This window comes from Salinispora pacifica DSM 45544, assembly GCF_000378845.1.
Classification (GTDB): Bacteria; Actinomycetota; Actinomycetes; order Mycobacteriales; family Micromonosporaceae; genus Micromonospora; species Micromonospora pacifica.
Map to the genome: position 1 here is coordinate 384,577 of NZ_KB905359.1, position 15,011 is coordinate 399,587.

A 15,011-nucleotide genomic window follows, 5' to 3' on the forward strand; every position below is an offset into this window, starting at 1 on the left:
GCTCGTATCCTTTCGGGCGACACGTCGTCGGGGGCGTCACTGTCCGCCGACGATCCGGATATGCGGACGAAAGGACACGGCGTGAGTAGTGAGACGTTGGAGTTCCAGGCTGAGGCACGCCAGCTGCTCCAGCTGATGGTTCACTCGATCTACTCGAACAAGGATGTCTTCCTACGCGAGTTGGTCTCGAACGCCTCCGACGCGTTGGACAAGTTGCGCCTGGCGTCGCTGCGGGACAAAGATCTTGACGTCGACACCGCCGATCTGCACATCGCGATCGAGGTCGACCCGGACGCGCGGACGTTGACCGTGCGGGACAACGGGATCGGGATGTCCCGGGACGAGGTCGTCCAGGTGATCGGCACGATCGCCAAGTCCGGCACCGCAGAGCTGCTCCGCAAGCTGCGCGAGTCAGCCGACGCGGAGGCGTCGCAGGAGCTGATCGGCCAGTTCGGCGTCGGCTTCTACGCGGCGTTCATGGTCGCCGACCGCGTTGTCCTGGTGACCCGCGAGGCGGGGGCGACCGATGGCACCCGCTGGGAGTCGAGCGGGGAGGGCACATACACGATCGCCTCAGCCACGGACGTTCCGCAGGGAACGGCGGTCACGCTGCACCTCAAGCCGGTCGACTCCGAGGACAACCTGCACGACTACGCCGCCGAGTGGACGATTCGGCAGATCGTCAAGCGGTACTCCGACTTCATCGCCCATCCGATCCGGATGGCGGTTGAGCAGCCCGGCACCGACGGGGGCGAGCCGACCACCGAGGTGCAGACGCTCAACTCGATGAAGGCGCTCTGGGCGCGGTCCCGCGACGAGGTGGAACCGGCCGAGTACCACGAGTTCTACAAGCACGTCAGCCATGACTGGGCCGACCCGCTCGAGGTCGTGCACATGCGGGGGGAGGGCACGTTCGAATACGAGGCGCTGCTCTTCCTGCCCACCCACGCACCGCTCGACCTCTTCTCCCCCCAGGGGCGACGTGGCGTGCAGCTCTACGTCAAGCGCGTCTTCATCATGGATGACTGCGAGGCGCTGATGCCGGGCTATCTGCGCTTCGTCAAGGGTGTGGTGGACGCGCACGACCTGTCGCTCAACATCTCCCGTGAGCTACTCCAGCAGGACCGGCAGATTCAGGTGGTCCGCCGCCGCCTGGTCAAGAAGATCCTCGCCACCGTCAAGGACCTCAAGGCTGACCAACCGGAGAAGTACCGCACCTTCTGGACCGAGTTCGGCGCTGTGGTCAAGGAGGGGCTGATCGACGACACGGAGAACCGGGACTCGCTCCTGGAACTCCTCTCCGTCGCCTCCACCCACGACTCGGCCGAGCCGACCGACCTCGCCGGTTACGTCACGCGGATGAAGGACGGCCAGACCGACATCTACTACGCCACCGGCGAGAACCGCACCACCATCGAGAACTCGCCGCACATGGAGGCGTTCCGGGCCAAGGGCTTCGAGGTGCTGCTGCTCACCGACCCGGTCGACGAGGTGTGGGTCGAGCGGGTCGGCGAGTACGAGGGCAAGACGCTGCGTTCGGTCGCCAAGGGCCAGGTTGACCTGGACACCGAGGAGGAGCGCTCGGCGGCCGAGGCCGAACGGGAGCGCCAGCGCACCGAGTACGCCGACCTGCTCTCCTGGCTGGGCAGTGCCCTCGCCGACCAGGTCCGGGAGGTCCGCCTCTCCGCCCGGCTGACCACCTCACCGGCCTGCGTGGTCGGTGACGCGCAGGACATCACGCCGACGCTGGAGAAGATGTACCGCGCCATGGGGCACGAGGTACCGCAGGTCAAGCGGATCCTCGAGCTGAACCCGACGCACCCGCTGGTCAGTGGGTTGCGCAAGGCTCGGGAGCAGGGTGCCACCGAGGAGTCACTGAAGGAGACCGCCGAGCTGCTGTACGGAATGGCGTTGCTCGCCGAGGGAGGCGAACTGGCTGACCCGTCCCGCTTCACTCGGATCCTCGCCGAGCGTCTCGCTCGTACCCTCTGAGCCGCGCGGAGGGCGTCGGTGCTCCCGACGCCCTCCCAGTAGCGGTGCGCGCGGCGGCGCCGCCGCCCGATGGCCAGCGCTCAGGCGGCGATGTCGCCGCGGCGCTGCTGCTCCGGCGCGGTGGACCACGGCGGGTGGGGGTGGGGCGCGTTCCACTCGTCCGCCCGCCCCTCCGACGGGTCGGTGGGGCGTTGCCCGGGTGGGGTCTGGGCCATGCGGAGCGCGCGTTGGGCGGACTGCCAGGCGGTGCAGGGCCAGCTCTGGCCGGCGCAGAGCAGGTTCACACAGTCGGTGCCTGTAGCGTCCGGCTGGTGTGCGTCCGCCACGCCGAGGGCCAGCCCCCACAGCAGTGGATCGCTCACCTCGTCCGGACGGCCGGCGCCGGGTGTGGGCCGGTCGTGGGTAGTATCGGACATGTCGAGTCCCCCTTCTGAGCTGCCGCGATACTACCTCCACTCCGCGCCGTTCCTGCTGAACGGGCACGCCGGGGCGGGGGTGGTGGGAACTGGCGCGGCCCCAACCACGATGATGGTCGGGTGCGAATCCTGTCAATCCAGTCGTCGGTTGCCTACGGTCACGTCGGTAACTCAGCCGCCGTCTTTCCGCTGCAACGCCTCGGGCACGAGGTGTGGCCGGTACTGACGGTCCACTTCTCCAACCACACCGGCTACGGGTCGTGGCGTGGGCCGCTGCTGGCACCCGCGGATGTCGCCGAGGTCATCGCGGGCATCGGCGACCGTGGAGTGCTCGCCCAGGCCGATGCGGTGCTCTCCGGATACCAGGGCGACCCGGCGATGGGTGAGGTGATCATCGACGCGGTCCGCCGGGTGAAAGCCGTGAACCCCGCCGCCGTCTACTGCTGCGATCCGGTGATGGGGGACGTGGGGCGGGGGATGTTCGCTCGTCCCGGCATCCCGGAGTACCTGCGGGACGAGGTCGTGCCGAACGCCGACATCATCACCCCCAACCAGTTCGAGCTGGAATACCTTGCCGGCGGTCGGACCGAGACGCTGGCGGAGCTACTCGCGGCGGTCGACAAGGTGCGGGCGACCGGTCCACGGCACGTGCTGGTCACCAGCGTGCTCCACCGGGACCTGCCGGAGGAGCAGCTGGAGCTGGTGGCCGTCTCGGAGGAGGGCGCCTGGGCGGTGACCACACCGATGTTGCCGATCACGCCGAATGGTGGCGGTGACGTCACGGCCGCGCTCTACCTCGCGCACCTGTGGACCACCGCCTCGCCCGCGACCGCGCTGGAGCGCACCAGCGCCAGCGTCTTCCGGATCTTCGAGGCCACGTTGGCGGCGGGTACCCGGGAGCTTCAGCTGGTCGCGGCCCAGGAGTCGATCGCCAGCCCACCGCCGGGCTTCACCGCCCGCCGACTGCGCTGATCCGGAGCCGCTCGACACGTTGGCGGTGCATGTTCCGTTCCCGGCACCCACCGACCCTCCTTCGACCAGAGTTGGTGGTGTCCGGACCGCCCAACGCCGGACGGTCCGGACACCCGTGGAGGAGGCGACATGACCGGTCTCCGTACCGACCTCTATGAGCTTCGGATGGCCGCCAGCTACCTGCGCCACGACCTGACCGCACCCGCCACCTTCAGCCTCTTCTCCCGCCGGTTGCCGGACCACCGCGGCTTCCTGGTGGCCGCCGGACTGGACGACGCATTGACGTTTCTGGAGACCTTCTCGTTCGCCGACGACGAGCTGGCGTACCTGCGGGACGTCCAGGGGTTCGACGAGTCGACCGTGGCGGCGCTGGCCCCGCTCCGGTTCACCGGAGACGTGCGGGCGGTGCCGGAGGGGCGGATCGTCTTCGCCGACGAGCCGCTGCTCGAGGTCACGGCACCGCTCGCCGAGGCGCAGCTGGTCGAGACCGGTCTGCTGAACCTGATCACCTTCCAGACCACGATCGCCAGCAAGGCGGCCCGGTGTCGGCTCGCCGCAGGTGGCGCGGAACTGGTCGACTTCTCCTTCCGCCGTACCCATGGGCTGGCGGCGGGTGCCGGCGTGGCCCGGGCGTCCGCGATCGTCGGGTTCGCCGCGACCAGTCACGTGGAGGCAGCCCATCGGTACGGGCTGCGCCCCTCCGGCACGATGGCCCACTCGTACGTGGAGGCGTTCCCGGACGAGCGGGCCGCCTTCCGCGCCTTCGCGAGCGACTTCCCGGTCGATCCGATCTTCCTGGTGGACACCTACGACACCCCCGCCGGCGTACGGGCCGCTGTTGATGTCCTCACCGAGCTGGGATGGAACGGCCCGGCGGGCATCCGGCTGGATTCCGGGGACCTGGCCCCGTTGGCCCGGCAGGCCCGCGAGATCCTCGACACGGCGGGCCTGACCGAGGTCAAGATCATGGCCAGTGGGGGCCTGGACGAGGAGGTCATCGCGGGGTTGGTCGCCGCCGGCACCCCGATCGACGGGTACGGCGTCGGCACCCGGATGGGGGTCTCCGCGGACGCGCCGTCCCTGGACAGCGCGTACAAGCTGGTCAGCTACGGCGACCGACCGGTGGTTAAACTGTCGTCGGGCAAAGTCACCCTGCCGGGCGCGAAGCAGGTCTTCCGGGACCCCACCGGCACCGACGGCGACCTCCTCGCGCTGCGCACCGAAGCGTCGCCGCCCGGCTGGGAGTCGCTGCTCGTGCCGGTCATGCGCGCCGGACGGCGGCTCGACACCGCGGCTGCGGCCGAGGCGGTACGGGCCGCGCGGGACCGATTCGAGGCGGACCTGGCATGGCTGCCCGAGCCAGCCCGACGGCTGACCAAACCGGTTCCGCCCGCCGTAACGGTCAGCCCGGAGCTCGCCGGCCTGCACGAGCGGGTGGCAGCGGCGGCCCGCTCGGGTCGCACGGGCAGGCAGTCGGGTTAGCGTCCCGCGCCAATCTGCCCCGGGCCGTTGGCGCATCGCTGGTAGCACCGGTCGATAGTGGCCTACCTACGACAGTAGACATCACCGGAGTTGGCGGAGTGCGGCAGGGAGTCGAGGAGCGCACCCAGCGCGGGGGCGGTCAACCAGGCCGGCTCGGCCAGCGCCATCGCGTCCCCGAGGGCCAGGTTGAAGCGGGTGAAGCCGAGCGCGACGGCGCGGTCGAGCGCTCGTTGGGCCACCGCCCGCGCGACCGTGGTGAACTCGAACGACAACGCCGGCAGCGGGTGGCTCAATCCGGCGAGGACGGCATCCTCGAAGCCCTCAACATCGATCTTGATGAAGGCGGGGAGGCCGTGCTCGGAGATGAGGATGTCGAGGGTGGTGGCCGGGACGGCCAGCCGTGCGTCCCAGACCTGCCCCTGCCAGTTCTCGGCGCCGTCGGCGGCCTGGACGAAGTGCGGCGACACGGTCGAGACGGTGGGGTTGGCCGAATTGATGTAGAGCTCCAGGAGGCCGGTCGCCGTGCCGCACGCCGCCTCCACCACCGTCACCTGATCATCGTCGTCGTAGAGGGCTCGGATGCTTCGGACGCAGAGTGGTTGCGGCTCGACGGCGATCACCCGGGCACCGAGCCGGCGGAAGCTGGCGGTGCGGTCGCCCACGTGGGCCCCGATGTCGAAGACGAGGTCGTCGGGGCGGACGAACTGGGTGTGGAAGCGGTCCATGGCGGTGGTTCGACCGGGGTCACCGTACGAGAGGTCGAGTGAGGGGCGCAGGGAGCTGGTGGCGGGGTCGGCGCGGAGAGCATCGACCACCTCGAGGTTGACGGGCACGACCGGACCCTAGACGCCGGGCCGGAGCCGGGCTACCTCGGCGGCACACTTGCGGGCTACTAGGCTCGGCCCATGGCGAGGTACTACGACGTGCACCCGGACAACCCGCAGCCCCGGACCCTGCGGCAGGTCGTCGGGCTGCTCCGGAACGGTGGCCTGATCGCCTACCCCACGGACTCCTGCTTCGCGTTCGGCTGCCAGCTGGGCGATCGGCACGGGCTGGACCGGATCCGGGACATTCGCCGGCTCGACGAGCGGCACCACTTCACGTTGGTCTGTCGGGATTTCGCGCAGCTGGGGCAGTTCGTGCAGATCAGCAACGCGGTGTTCCGGTTGGTCAAGTCCTGTATCCCAGGTAGCTACACCTTCATTCTGCCGGCTACCCGCGAGGTGCCGCGCCGGATGCTGCATCCGCGGAAGCGCACCGTCGGAGTGCGGGTGCCCGATCACGCCGTCGCCCAGGCATTGCTGGCCGAGCTCGATGAGCCGTTGGTCTCCAGCACCCTGATCCTGCCCGGGGAGGAGGAGCCGCTGACCCAGGGGTGGGAGATCAAGGAACGGCTGGACCACGTGCTCGACGGCGTGGTGGACGCCGGCGACTGCGGCAAGGAGCCGACGACCGTGGTTGACCTGTCGGGCGATGAGCCAGAGGTGCTACGTCGTGGCGCGGGGGACCCATCTCGCTTCGAGTAACTGGGTTGCTGTATCGGTGGCCATGATTCGCTCGACCGGTCAGCTGTTCGCCGAGGTCGTCTGCCTGCGTAGATCCGGGTAGGGTCCCACCAGCGAGCCCCGGGAACTTCAGGGAGCAAATTTCCGTCATGCGTACCTACCGCCGCTGGACAATAGTGATCGCCACGTTGGTTGTCGCCTCCGTCGTCTCGGTGGCTGGATGGGCGGGTGCTTGGTCCAGCATTGACGTTCGAATAGAGGGTTCCTACTCAGCTCGTGTGCTGAACGCCGACCAGGCGCAGCAGGCGTGGGCTGAGCTGCGCTCGGACCCGTCCGGGGGGCTTCCGCCAGGAGAAAAGCTGCTGGTGGTCGCCGAATGGACCGACGAGCAGCGGACTCGATGGCCGGCCACCGACTGTGACTTCATTGTCTATGTGACTCACTCTGGCTTCCTACAGGTGATGGCGCATCAAGGTGATGGCTATTCCCTCGGGTCATCAGGGTTGGCGGAAAGGGCGGCACGTCACTATGTGGATATTCCAGTGATGGAGGACCACCCGCGTGGCGGATCGGCGTTCCAGGGGTCTAATTTTTTCATCCCTGCCACGCATCCCGAGGTGGGGGAGCTGTCGGTCCTGCTCATGGGAGAGCACGTGGACGCGGATCTAACCCGAGTAGGAGTCCTTTTCACCTGTAACGGTCGGTTGATCGAGTTCACCTGGCTTGAGGCGGACAAGCTGATGAACTGACTTAGTAAGATTTGCCGTCGATCTTGCTCCTCCTGCGGTGGTGCGACATGGGTGGGGTCGATAGAACCGGGCCGTGCCCAGGGGCGTGGGCCAGGAATAGCCCTGTTGCCACGTCGTCCAAACATCGCACCCGTGACTCGGAGGGGGAGCGCACCGTGGATCTGGCCCTGATCGGATCGCTCGTCGTCCTGGCTCTGATCGACAGCACCAGCTTCGGAACGCTGCTCATCCCGATCTGGATGATGCTGGCGCCGGGTCGACTGCGTCCGAGCCGGCTGCTGGTATTCCTCGCCACGGTCGCCGCCTGCTATCTCGTGCTCGGCGTGGTGTTGCTCGTCGGTGCGGCGGCCCTGCTCGAAGAGGTGCGTCCCGTGCTGGAAACTACGCCGTTCCGGGTGGCGCAACTCGTGGTGGGGATCGGACTGCTCGGTCTCGGCCTGGTCATCGGCCGGAAGCGCGGGTCGGGTGCCCCCCAGCCGGGCCGCCTGCTGCGCTGGCGCGAGCGGGCCATGTCCGGGCGCGAATCCACCTCGGCTTTGGTTGGGCTGGCCATGGCTGCCGTGACGTTGGAAGCCACCACGATGCTTCCCTACCTGGCGGCTATCGGGCTGCTCGGCGCGTCCGCGCTGACGCTACCCGCGAGCGTCGCCGTGCTCGCCGGCTACTGCGTCGTCATGGTGCTGCCCGCACTCGTGTTGCTGGCGGCACGCCTGGTCGCGGCCGGGCTGGTGCAGCCGGTGCTTGCGGCGGTCAACCGGTGGATGGTCCGAAACGCGGCCGAGACCACGGGCTGGATCGTGGGCATCATCGGCTTTCTTCTCGCGCGCGACGCCGCCAACCACCTGGAGCTCTTTGCGGCGCTGTCGAGGGTGACCTGAGCGTCAGTCGGCCATGCGCCGACTGGCCCGCCGCCATCCAGCGAAGACGCCAACCAGGACGGTCCCCAGGGCAGCCACGCTGCCGATCACGACCGACACCAGCGCCCCGGGTCCTGCACCAGTTCCGCCCTCGTCGCCGACAGCGGCGACCAGCTTGTCCTTGTTCTCGTCCTTCTTCGCCTGATCCGGGGGGACCAGGTGGCCGACCGTCTCGTCGGGGGCGAGAGCGAAACCCCAGTTCAGCAACGCCGTCGCCTCACCCAGGCTGCCCAGCGGCGCGTTCTCCGCACCGAGCAGGGTCACCGCGAGCGTACGGCCGTCGCGTTCGGCCACGCCGACGTAGGTCTGCCGGGCCAGGTCGGTGAAGCCCGTCTTACCGCCGACCATCCCCGGATAGCTGCCCAGCAGGGTGTTGTCGCCGGTGAGGGTGAGCGCGGAGCGGCCCGGCGCGGACGGCAGGTTCGCCGTACGGGTGGCGATGTACCTGCGGAAGTCCTCGCGTTCGAAAGCGGCCCGCGCGATCAGCGCCAGGTCGTAGGCGCTGGTGTACTGGTCGGTGCCATCCAGACCGGACGGTGTCACCGCGTGGGTCTGGTTGGCCCGGAGCCGCGCCGCCTCCTCGTTCATCACCTTCACCCCACCCGGTCGGCCGGCGCCACCACCACCGAGTCGGGCCAGTACGTTGGCCGCATCATTACCGGACTGCAGGAGCAGCCCCAGCCACAGCTCCTCAACCGTGTACCGGCCGCCCGCGACCACCCCCATCAGCGAGCTCGCCGGGTCAAGGTCGTGCAGGTCGTCGCGGGTTACCTCGACGACCGTCGTCGGGTCGAGCCGGGGCAGCAGGGCCGCGGCGAGCAGGAGCTTCTGCACACTTGCGGGGGTGCGGTGCTCGTGTGGGCCGCAGCCCCCCAGAACCTGGCCGCTACCGAGGTCGGCGACGATCCAGGAGGTCGCGGTGACCGCCGGAGCTGTCGGGGTTCCGGCCGGCACGGCCAGCCCGGCGGTGGCCAGCGCGGCACCGCCGACGGCCGCTTCGGCCGGGCCGACCGGAGGCGGCGAGGGTGTGCCGGCCGGACGGGTCGACACGTCCACAGTGGGGCACGGCTGTGCTCCGGTGTTGGCTGTCCGGTTTCGGGCCGTGGCCGGTGCGGCGGGCGATACGGCGATGGCGCCTACCGCCACGACGACGGCTGGCACGAAGATTCGACGGATAGTCACATGAGGCACGGTAGTGGGGGCGCGGCCGGCCCCGCGGCGGTTGGGAGAAGCACGGCGTATCGACGCCGGGGAGCGCGATGTGCGCCGGGGCACCTGCCTGTTCGGCATTCATGTCGGGCGTGCCGTTCCTCCACTCCGGCAGCGCCTATGCATCATTTTCACCGGAACCAGACCTGTTTCCTGTCCGATTTGTCGTCCGATTTGCGATACCCCAGCCGCTTCACGTCTGATCGACCCAACCGGACGATCTGCGAAGGAGAGCCCCCGAATGGCCGATCTCGTTGCCGCCGTGGACCAGGGCACCACCAGCACCCGTTTCATGATTTTTGACCACGCTGGTAACGAACTGGGTCGCCACCAGCTCGAACACCAGCAGATCCTGCCGCGGCCCGGCTGGGTGGAACACAACCCGGTGGAGATCTGGGAGCGCACCCAGACGGTCATCCAGACCGTGCTCTACGAGCACCGCTTCACCGTCACCGACCTCGCCGCCCTCGGGATCACCAACCAGCGGGAGACCACCGTGGTGTGGAACCGCCGGACCGGTCGGCCCTACCACAACGCCATTGTGTGGCAGGACACCCGGACCGACCGGATCGCCTCCGCCTTGGAACGTTCGGGTAGGGGTGAGGTGATCCGGCGTAAGGCCGGCCTGCCGCCGGCGACATACTTCTCCGGCGGCAAGATTCAGTGGATCCTGGAGAATGTGGACGGGGCACGGGAGGCGGCCGAGCGCGGGGAGGCCATCTTCGGCAACACCGACACCTGGCTGCTGTGGAATCTGACCGGCGGTACCGCGGGCGGCGTGCACGTAACCGATCCGACCAACGCCAGTCGCACCATGCTGATGAACCTGACGACGCTGGACTGGGACGACGAACTGTTGTCCTTCTTCGGCATTCCACGGGCGATGTTGCCGCGGATCCGACCGTCGTCTGATCCGGATTCCTACGGTGTCACCGCCGCCCACGGCCCGTTCACCGGCGAGGTCCCGCTCACCGGGGATCTCGGCGACCAGCAGGCAGCCACCGTCGGCCAGGTCTGTTTCGCCCCGGGTGAGGCCAAGAACACCTACGGTACGGGCAACTTCATGCTGCTCAACACCGGTACGGAGCTGGTCCGCTCCCAGGCCGGCCTGCTCACCACGGTCTGCTACCAGTTCAGCGACCAGCCGCCGGTGTACGCGCTGGAGGGCTCGATCGCCGTGACCGGGTCTGCCGTGCAGTGGTTGCGCGACCAGTTGAAGATTATTAACTCGGCGGCGCAGAGTGAGACCCTGGCCCGCCAGGTGGACGACAACGGTGGCGTGTACTTCGTGCCCGCGTTCTCCGGCCTCTTCGCCCCGTACTGGCGCTCCGACGCCCGCGGCGTGATCGTCGGCCTCTCCCGGTTCAACACCGATGCCCACATCGCCCGCGCCACCCTCGAGTCGATTTGCTACCAGAGCCGAGACGTCGCCGAGGCCATGGCGAAGGACTCCGGGGTAGCGCTGGGGCGTCTCAAGGTTGACGGGGGCGTCACGGAGAATGACCTGTGCATGCAGCTGCAGGCCGACATCCTCGGTGTCCCGGTGAGTCGCCCGACGGTCGCCGAGACCACCGCGCTCGGCGCCGCCTACGCGGCGGGCCTGGCGGTTGGCTTCTGGCGCAGTACCGACGAACTGCGCGAGAACTGGGACGAGAGCCGGCGCTGGCAGCCCACCTGGTCGTCGGAGCAGCGCGAGGCCGGGTATGACCGCTGGAAGCGGGCGGTGCGGCGTACGTTCGACTGGGTTGAACTCGACTGATCAGCCCAGTTTGATCGTGTTGGGCGGCTCCGGAGCGGCGGGGCGGGAGCTCGGGTGGCCGGGTACTCCCGCCTCCCACTCTCCCCGTTCCCCCACGGCGCCGGGCAGACCGGAGACGGGTCGTGGCGGATACACCCACGCCACCAACACCACCGAGATGATCATTAGGAGGAACCACGACCCAAGTTTGCTCGCGGACACCGGATGCCAGCCCTCGGCCTGGTTGGGGTAGGTCCACGCGTGCGACCAGGTGGAGATGTTCTCGGCGAGCCAGATGAAGACCGCGACGAGCCCGAACGCGCAGAGCACCGGCATCCGCAGGCGGCGCCGGAAGATCCGGAAGTGCATGACGCACCGGCCGAAGACCACGACCACCCCGGCCGTGATCAGCCAGCGCAGGTCAGCGAGGTAGTGGTGGGTGAAGAAGTTGACGTAGATCGCCGCCGCCGCCACGGCAGTCAGCCACTGCCGTGGATAGCGGTCGAAGCGTAGGTCGAACAGGCGATACACGCGCACCAGGTAGGAGCCGACCGCGGCGTACATGAAGCCGGAGAAGAGTGGCACCTGCCCGAGCCGGAGGACGCCATCGTCGGCGTAGGCCCACGAGCCGACCTCGGTCTTGAATATCTCCATGGTGGTACCCGCGAGGTGGAACAGGACCACCACCCGGAGTTCCCGCAGTGTTTCCAGCCGCGTGGTGACCATGACGACCTGGATCGCGAGCGCCGCGAGCGTCAGCGCGTCGTTGCGCGCCAGCGCGACGTCGTCGGGCCACCACAGTCGGGCCGCGACAACCACGGTAAGCATCGCGGCGCCGAACACGCAGGCCCACGCCTGCTTGGCGGTGAAGGCGGCGAGTTCAACCGCCCAGGCTCTCCAGCCGGTACGCGGAGCATGCTCGAGCCATGCGTGTACCCGACGGTCCAGGGCACGCTCGGGACCGGTGAATGTCGGATCGTCGCCGGAAGGGGGTGGGGTCATCCGCAATCGCTACCGCTACGGCCCTGGTCGGTGAAAATCACCGACCAGGGCCGCCTCGCTGTTGTCACCTGACTGGGTCGGGGCGGACGGCTGCCGCCCACCCCGACCCACTGGTTGGAGCAGTCTACCGAAGCTGCTTGCTACTTCAGCGTGATCTCACCGTAGGCGGCGCCGGACACCTGGTTCCAGACGAAGGTGTCGACGTTCTCGCTGTAGAGCGCCGCCTCCTTACGCCAGAACATCGGGATGACCGGCAGTTCCTCGGCCAGGATGTCCTCGGCCTGCTGGTAGAAGGGGATGGCCTCGCCAATGCTCGGGGCGGAGTCACCCTGCTTCATCAGGTTGTCGAAATCGGCGTTGCTGAAGGTGCTGGCGTTGCTGTCGGCGTCGGTGCCGAAGACCGGGGTCAGGTAGGTCTCCATGAACGGGTAGTCCGGGCCCCAGCCGAGCCGGAACGGGCCGGTGAACTCCCGGTTGTCCGCCTTCTCCAGGTACTCGGCGAACTGCAGGTTGACCTTCAGCTCGTAGTCGACGCCCAGCGCGGACTTGATCTGGTCGCCGACGGCCTGCAGCCACGCCTCGTGGCCGGCGCCCGCGTTGGCCCACAGGGTCAGCTTCTTGCCCTCCGGCCAGCCGCCGGCCTCTTCGAGCAGCTTCTTGGCCGCCTCGACGTCCTGCTTGCAGTAGGTGCAGACACCCTCGCGGGCACCGTCGAAGATCGGTGCGACGAAGCCGGTGGCGGGGGTGTACCGGCCGTCGAAGACGGCGTCGATGATGGACTGCCGGTCGATCGCCATTGAGAACGCCTGGCGGATCCGCTTATCCTCGAAGGCGTCGTCGTACAGCGGCAGGCCGACGTAGTTGAAGCTGTCGCCCTCCTGCTCGTACAGCCGGTCGCCGTAGGTCCCCTTGGCCTCCTTGAAGCGCTCCGGCGGGATCGAGTACATCACGTCCAGTTCGCCGGCCTGGAAGGCGGAGTAGGCGGCGTTGATGTCGGCGAAGATCCGGTAGTAGATCTCGTCGGCTCCGCCCGGCTCACCCTTCCAGGTGTCGCTGCGGACCAGGTTGATCTCGACCTCGTGGTTCCAGCTACCGTCGATCTTGTAGGGGCCGTTGCCGATCGGGGTCTCGTTACAGGCATCCGTGTCGTCAATGCAGGCTTGTGCCATCGGGAAGAATCCCGAATACCCGACAACGGTCGGGAAGCCGCTGAACGGTTCCTTGAGCTCGACGGTGAAGGTCAGGTCGTCGACCTTGTTCAGGCCGGACAGCGTCTCGGCCGTCGGCTCCGGGGCCTCCTTCGGGCCGTCACCGTCCGGGTCCTTGGGCAGGACCTCGTCGATGCCGGCGATCCGCTTCATGAAGTAGCCGTTGCCCTGGGCGTTCGGCGCGTAGGCGGCGAAGTTCCACGCGCGGATGAAGGCGTCGGCGTTGACCGGCTCACCGTTGTCGAAGGTGTAGCCGTCCTTCAGCTTGATCGTCCAGAGCTTCTGGTCGTCCGAGTCGATCGACTCGGCCAGATCCATCTCTGGATCACCGCTCTCGGCGTTGTACCTGACCAGACCGCGGTAGAGCTGACGGATCACGTAGATCGCCGGCTCGTCACTGGCGGCGGACGGCAGCAGGTACTTCGGCTCCGCGGCGTAGACCCGCAGTGTGCCGCCGGACTTGTCGGACGCCTCCTCTGACTCGTCGTTGCTGTTGCCACAGGCGGTGGCCAACATAGCGGCGGCGGTCGCTACGACCGCCACCTTCAGGAATTTCCCACGCATGGGAGTGCCTCCTCAGGGCGCTCGGCTCACGAGGGGGTGTGAGGTGCCTGTCACTGTGACACCACACACGCGATGGCGAGAAGGCGTGTTATCAACCCGATACCCGGCCGGGACGATGTGTACATCAGCTCGGAAGCGGTTCGACCGGTCGCGGGCAGAGGGTCGGACAGGCCGGGGGGCTGCGGATTCGATGCGCCGACGGCCACCTTGATCGGGTTCGTCCCGAACCCCGTGGCGTGATCCTGGGGCGGCGCAGTGGTCGGGGTGGGGCGGCTGCCGTTGGGCCTCGGCCGGAGGGTGTCCGGGCCGATCCGTGGCTGCCGCCCACCCTTCCCACTGGTTGGAGCAGCTCGCCGAAGCTCAGTGCTTGCTACTTCAGCGTGATCTCACCGTAGGCGGCGCCGGACACCTGGTTCCAGACAAAGGTGTCGACGTTCGCGCTGTAGAGCGCCGCGACCTTTCGCCAGAACATCGGGATGACCGGCAGTTCCTCGGCCAGGATGTCCTCGGCCTGCTGGTAGTAGGGGATGGCCTCGCCCATGCTCGGGGCGGAGTCACCCTGCTTCATCAGGTTGTCGAAATCGGCGTTGCTGAAGGTGCTGGCGTTGCTGTCGGCGTCGGTGCCGAAGACCGGGGTCAGGTAGGTCTCCATGAATGGGTAGTCCGGGCCCCAGCCGAGCCGGAACGGGCCGGTGAACTCCCGGTTGTCCGCCTTCTCCAGGTACTCGGAGAACTGCAGGTTGACCTTCAGCTCGTAGTCGATGCCCAGCGCGGACTTGATCTGGTTGCCGACGGCCTGCAGCCAGGCGTCGTGGCCGGCACCCGCGTTGGCCCACAGGGTCAGCTTCTTGCCCTCCGGCCAGCCGCCGGCCTCTTCGAGCAGCTTCTTGGCCATCTCGACGTCCTGCTTGCAGTAGGTGCAGACACCCTCGCGGGCACCGTCGAAGATCGGTGCGACGAAGCCGGTGGCGGGGGTGTACCGGCCGTCGAAGACGGCGTCGACGATGGACTGCCGGTCGATCGCCATTGAGAACGCCTGGCGGATCCGTTTGTCCTGGAAGCTGTCTAGGTACAGCGGTAGGCCGACGTAGTTAAAGCTGTCGCCCTCCTGCTCATACAGCCGGTCGCCGTAGCTGGCCTTGGCATCGTTGAAGCGCTCCGGCGGGATCGCGTACATCACGTCCAGCTCGCCGGCCTGGAAGGCGGAGTAGGCGGCGTTGATGTCGGCGAAGATCCGGTAGTAGATCTCGTCGGCTC

General features: G+C 68.0%; 13 protein-coding genes. 7 read left to right on the plus strand and 6 right to left on the minus strand.

The features are described from left to right. Positions 1-81: 81 nt before the first annotated feature. A complete protein-coding gene (gene htpG, locus SALPAC3_RS0101675; RefSeq protein ID WP_018219532.1) occupies positions 82-1,992 on the plus strand; it encodes a molecular chaperone HtpG in 1,911 nt (636 codons plus the stop codon). Positions 1,993-2,072: 80 nt separating this feature from the next. Here the strand turns inward: htpG and SALPAC3_RS0101680 are convergent, their stop codons facing one another. Next, positions 2,073-2,408 (minus strand): hypothetical protein, encoded by a 336-nt coding sequence (locus SALPAC3_RS0101680; protein WP_018219533.1) that lies wholly within the window; start codon positions 2,406-2,408, stop codon positions 2,073-2,075. 120 nt (positions 2,409-2,528) lie between these two features. Between SALPAC3_RS0101680 and pdxY the strand changes: the two genes are divergently transcribed. Together pdxY and SALPAC3_RS0101690 are read left to right on the plus strand one after the other, a co-directional pair. Continuing rightward, on the plus strand, positions 2,529-3,380 hold the full coding sequence (pdxY, locus tag SALPAC3_RS0101685) for a pyridoxal kinase PdxY (protein WP_018219534.1): 852 nt from the start codon (positions 2,529-2,531) through the stop codon (positions 3,378-3,380). A 129-nt stretch (positions 3,381-3,509) separates the two neighbouring features. Next, positions 3,510-4,862, plus strand: coding sequence for a nicotinate phosphoribosyltransferase (locus tag SALPAC3_RS0101690; RefSeq protein ID WP_018219535.1), 1,353 nt, complete (start codon positions 3,510-3,512; stop codon positions 4,860-4,862). Between the two features lie 62 nt (positions 4,863-4,924). Here the strand turns inward: SALPAC3_RS0101690 and SALPAC3_RS0101695 are convergent, their stop codons facing one another. Next, positions 4,925-5,695 (minus strand): FkbM family methyltransferase, encoded by a 771-nt coding sequence (locus SALPAC3_RS0101695; RefSeq protein ID WP_018219536.1) that lies wholly within the window; start codon positions 5,693-5,695, stop codon positions 4,925-4,927. Positions 5,696-5,767: 72 nt separating this feature from the next. Here SALPAC3_RS0101695 and SALPAC3_RS0101700 point away from each other — a divergent pair, with 72 nt between their 5' ends. The 3 genes from SALPAC3_RS0101700 (at position 5,768) to SALPAC3_RS0101710 (ending at position 7,994) form a co-directional block, all read left to right on the plus strand. Then, positions 5,768-6,388: an L-threonylcarbamoyladenylate synthase gene (locus SALPAC3_RS0101700; RefSeq protein ID WP_018810621.1), complete on the plus strand. Its 621-nt coding sequence runs from the start codon at positions 5,768-5,770 to the stop codon at positions 6,386-6,388. Positions 6,389-6,516: 128 nt separating this feature from the next. Beyond that, on the plus strand, positions 6,517-7,116 hold the full coding sequence (locus SALPAC3_RS28535) for a hypothetical protein (RefSeq protein ID WP_232430439.1): 600 nt from the start codon (positions 6,517-6,519) through the stop codon (positions 7,114-7,116). A 155-nt stretch (positions 7,117-7,271) separates the two neighbouring features. Next, positions 7,272-7,994, plus strand: coding sequence for a GAP family protein (locus SALPAC3_RS0101710; protein WP_018219539.1), 723 nt, complete (start codon positions 7,272-7,274; stop codon positions 7,992-7,994). Positions 7,995-7,997: 3 nt separating this feature from the next. On the opposite strand, the gene SALPAC3_RS0101715 is transcribed toward SALPAC3_RS0101710, so the two are convergent. Beyond that, complete coding sequence (locus SALPAC3_RS0101715) at positions 7,998-9,215, minus strand: D-alanyl-D-alanine carboxypeptidase family protein (RefSeq protein WP_026185144.1); 1,218 nt, start codon at positions 9,213-9,215, stop codon at positions 7,998-8,000. A 268-nt stretch (positions 9,216-9,483) separates the two neighbouring features. Here SALPAC3_RS0101715 and glpK point away from each other — a divergent pair, with 268 nt between their 5' ends. Then, positions 9,484-11,001 (plus strand): glycerol kinase GlpK, encoded by a 1,518-nt coding sequence (gene glpK / locus SALPAC3_RS0101725; protein ID WP_018219541.1) that lies wholly within the window; start codon positions 9,484-9,486, stop codon positions 10,999-11,001. On the opposite strand, the gene SALPAC3_RS0101730 is transcribed toward glpK, so the two are convergent. The 3 genes from SALPAC3_RS0101730 to SALPAC3_RS26500 form a co-directional block, all read right to left on the minus strand. Next, positions 11,002-11,982 (minus strand): DUF817 domain-containing protein, encoded by a 981-nt coding sequence (locus SALPAC3_RS0101730; protein WP_018219542.1) that lies wholly within the window; start codon positions 11,980-11,982, stop codon positions 11,002-11,004. Between the two features lie 140 nt (positions 11,983-12,122). After that, positions 12,123-13,754 (minus strand): peptide ABC transporter substrate-binding protein, encoded by a 1,632-nt coding sequence (locus tag SALPAC3_RS0101735; RefSeq protein ID WP_018219543.1) that lies wholly within the window; start codon positions 13,752-13,754, stop codon positions 12,123-12,125. A 370-nt stretch (positions 13,755-14,124) separates the two neighbouring features. Continuing rightward, positions 14,125-15,011: peptide ABC transporter substrate-binding protein (locus SALPAC3_RS26500; protein ID WP_018219544.1), on the minus strand; the 887-nt coding region annotated here is incomplete at its 5' end.

What these genes read in the sequence shown, in the direction of transcription:
- SALPAC3_RS0101680 (WP_018219533.1), bottom strand. Translation starts at nt 2,408, where the DNA reads ATGTCCGATACTACCCACGACCGGCCCACACCCGGCGCCGGCCGTCCG.
- SALPAC3_RS0101690 (WP_018219535.1), top strand. Translation starts at nt 3,510, where the DNA reads ATGACCGGTCTCCGTACCGACCTCTATGAGCTTCGGATGGCCGCCAGC.
- SALPAC3_RS0101700 (WP_018810621.1), top strand. Translation starts at nt 5,768, where the DNA reads ATGGCGAGGTACTACGACGTGCACCCGGACAACCCGCAGCCCCGGACC.
- SALPAC3_RS28535 (WP_232430439.1), top strand. Translation starts at nt 6,517, where the DNA reads ATGCGTACCTACCGCCGCTGGACAATAGTGATCGCCACGTTGGTTGTC.
- glpK (WP_018219541.1), top strand. Translation starts at nt 9,484, where the DNA reads ATGGCCGATCTCGTTGCCGCCGTGGACCAGGGCACCACCAGCACCCGT.
- SALPAC3_RS0101730 (WP_018219542.1), bottom strand. Translation starts at nt 11,982, where the DNA reads ATGACCCCACCCCCTTCCGGCGACGATCCGACATTCACCGGTCCCGAG.
- SALPAC3_RS0101735 (WP_018219543.1), bottom strand. Translation starts at nt 13,754, where the DNA reads ATGCGTGGGAAATTCCTGAAGGTGGCGGTCGTAGCGACCGCCGCCGCT.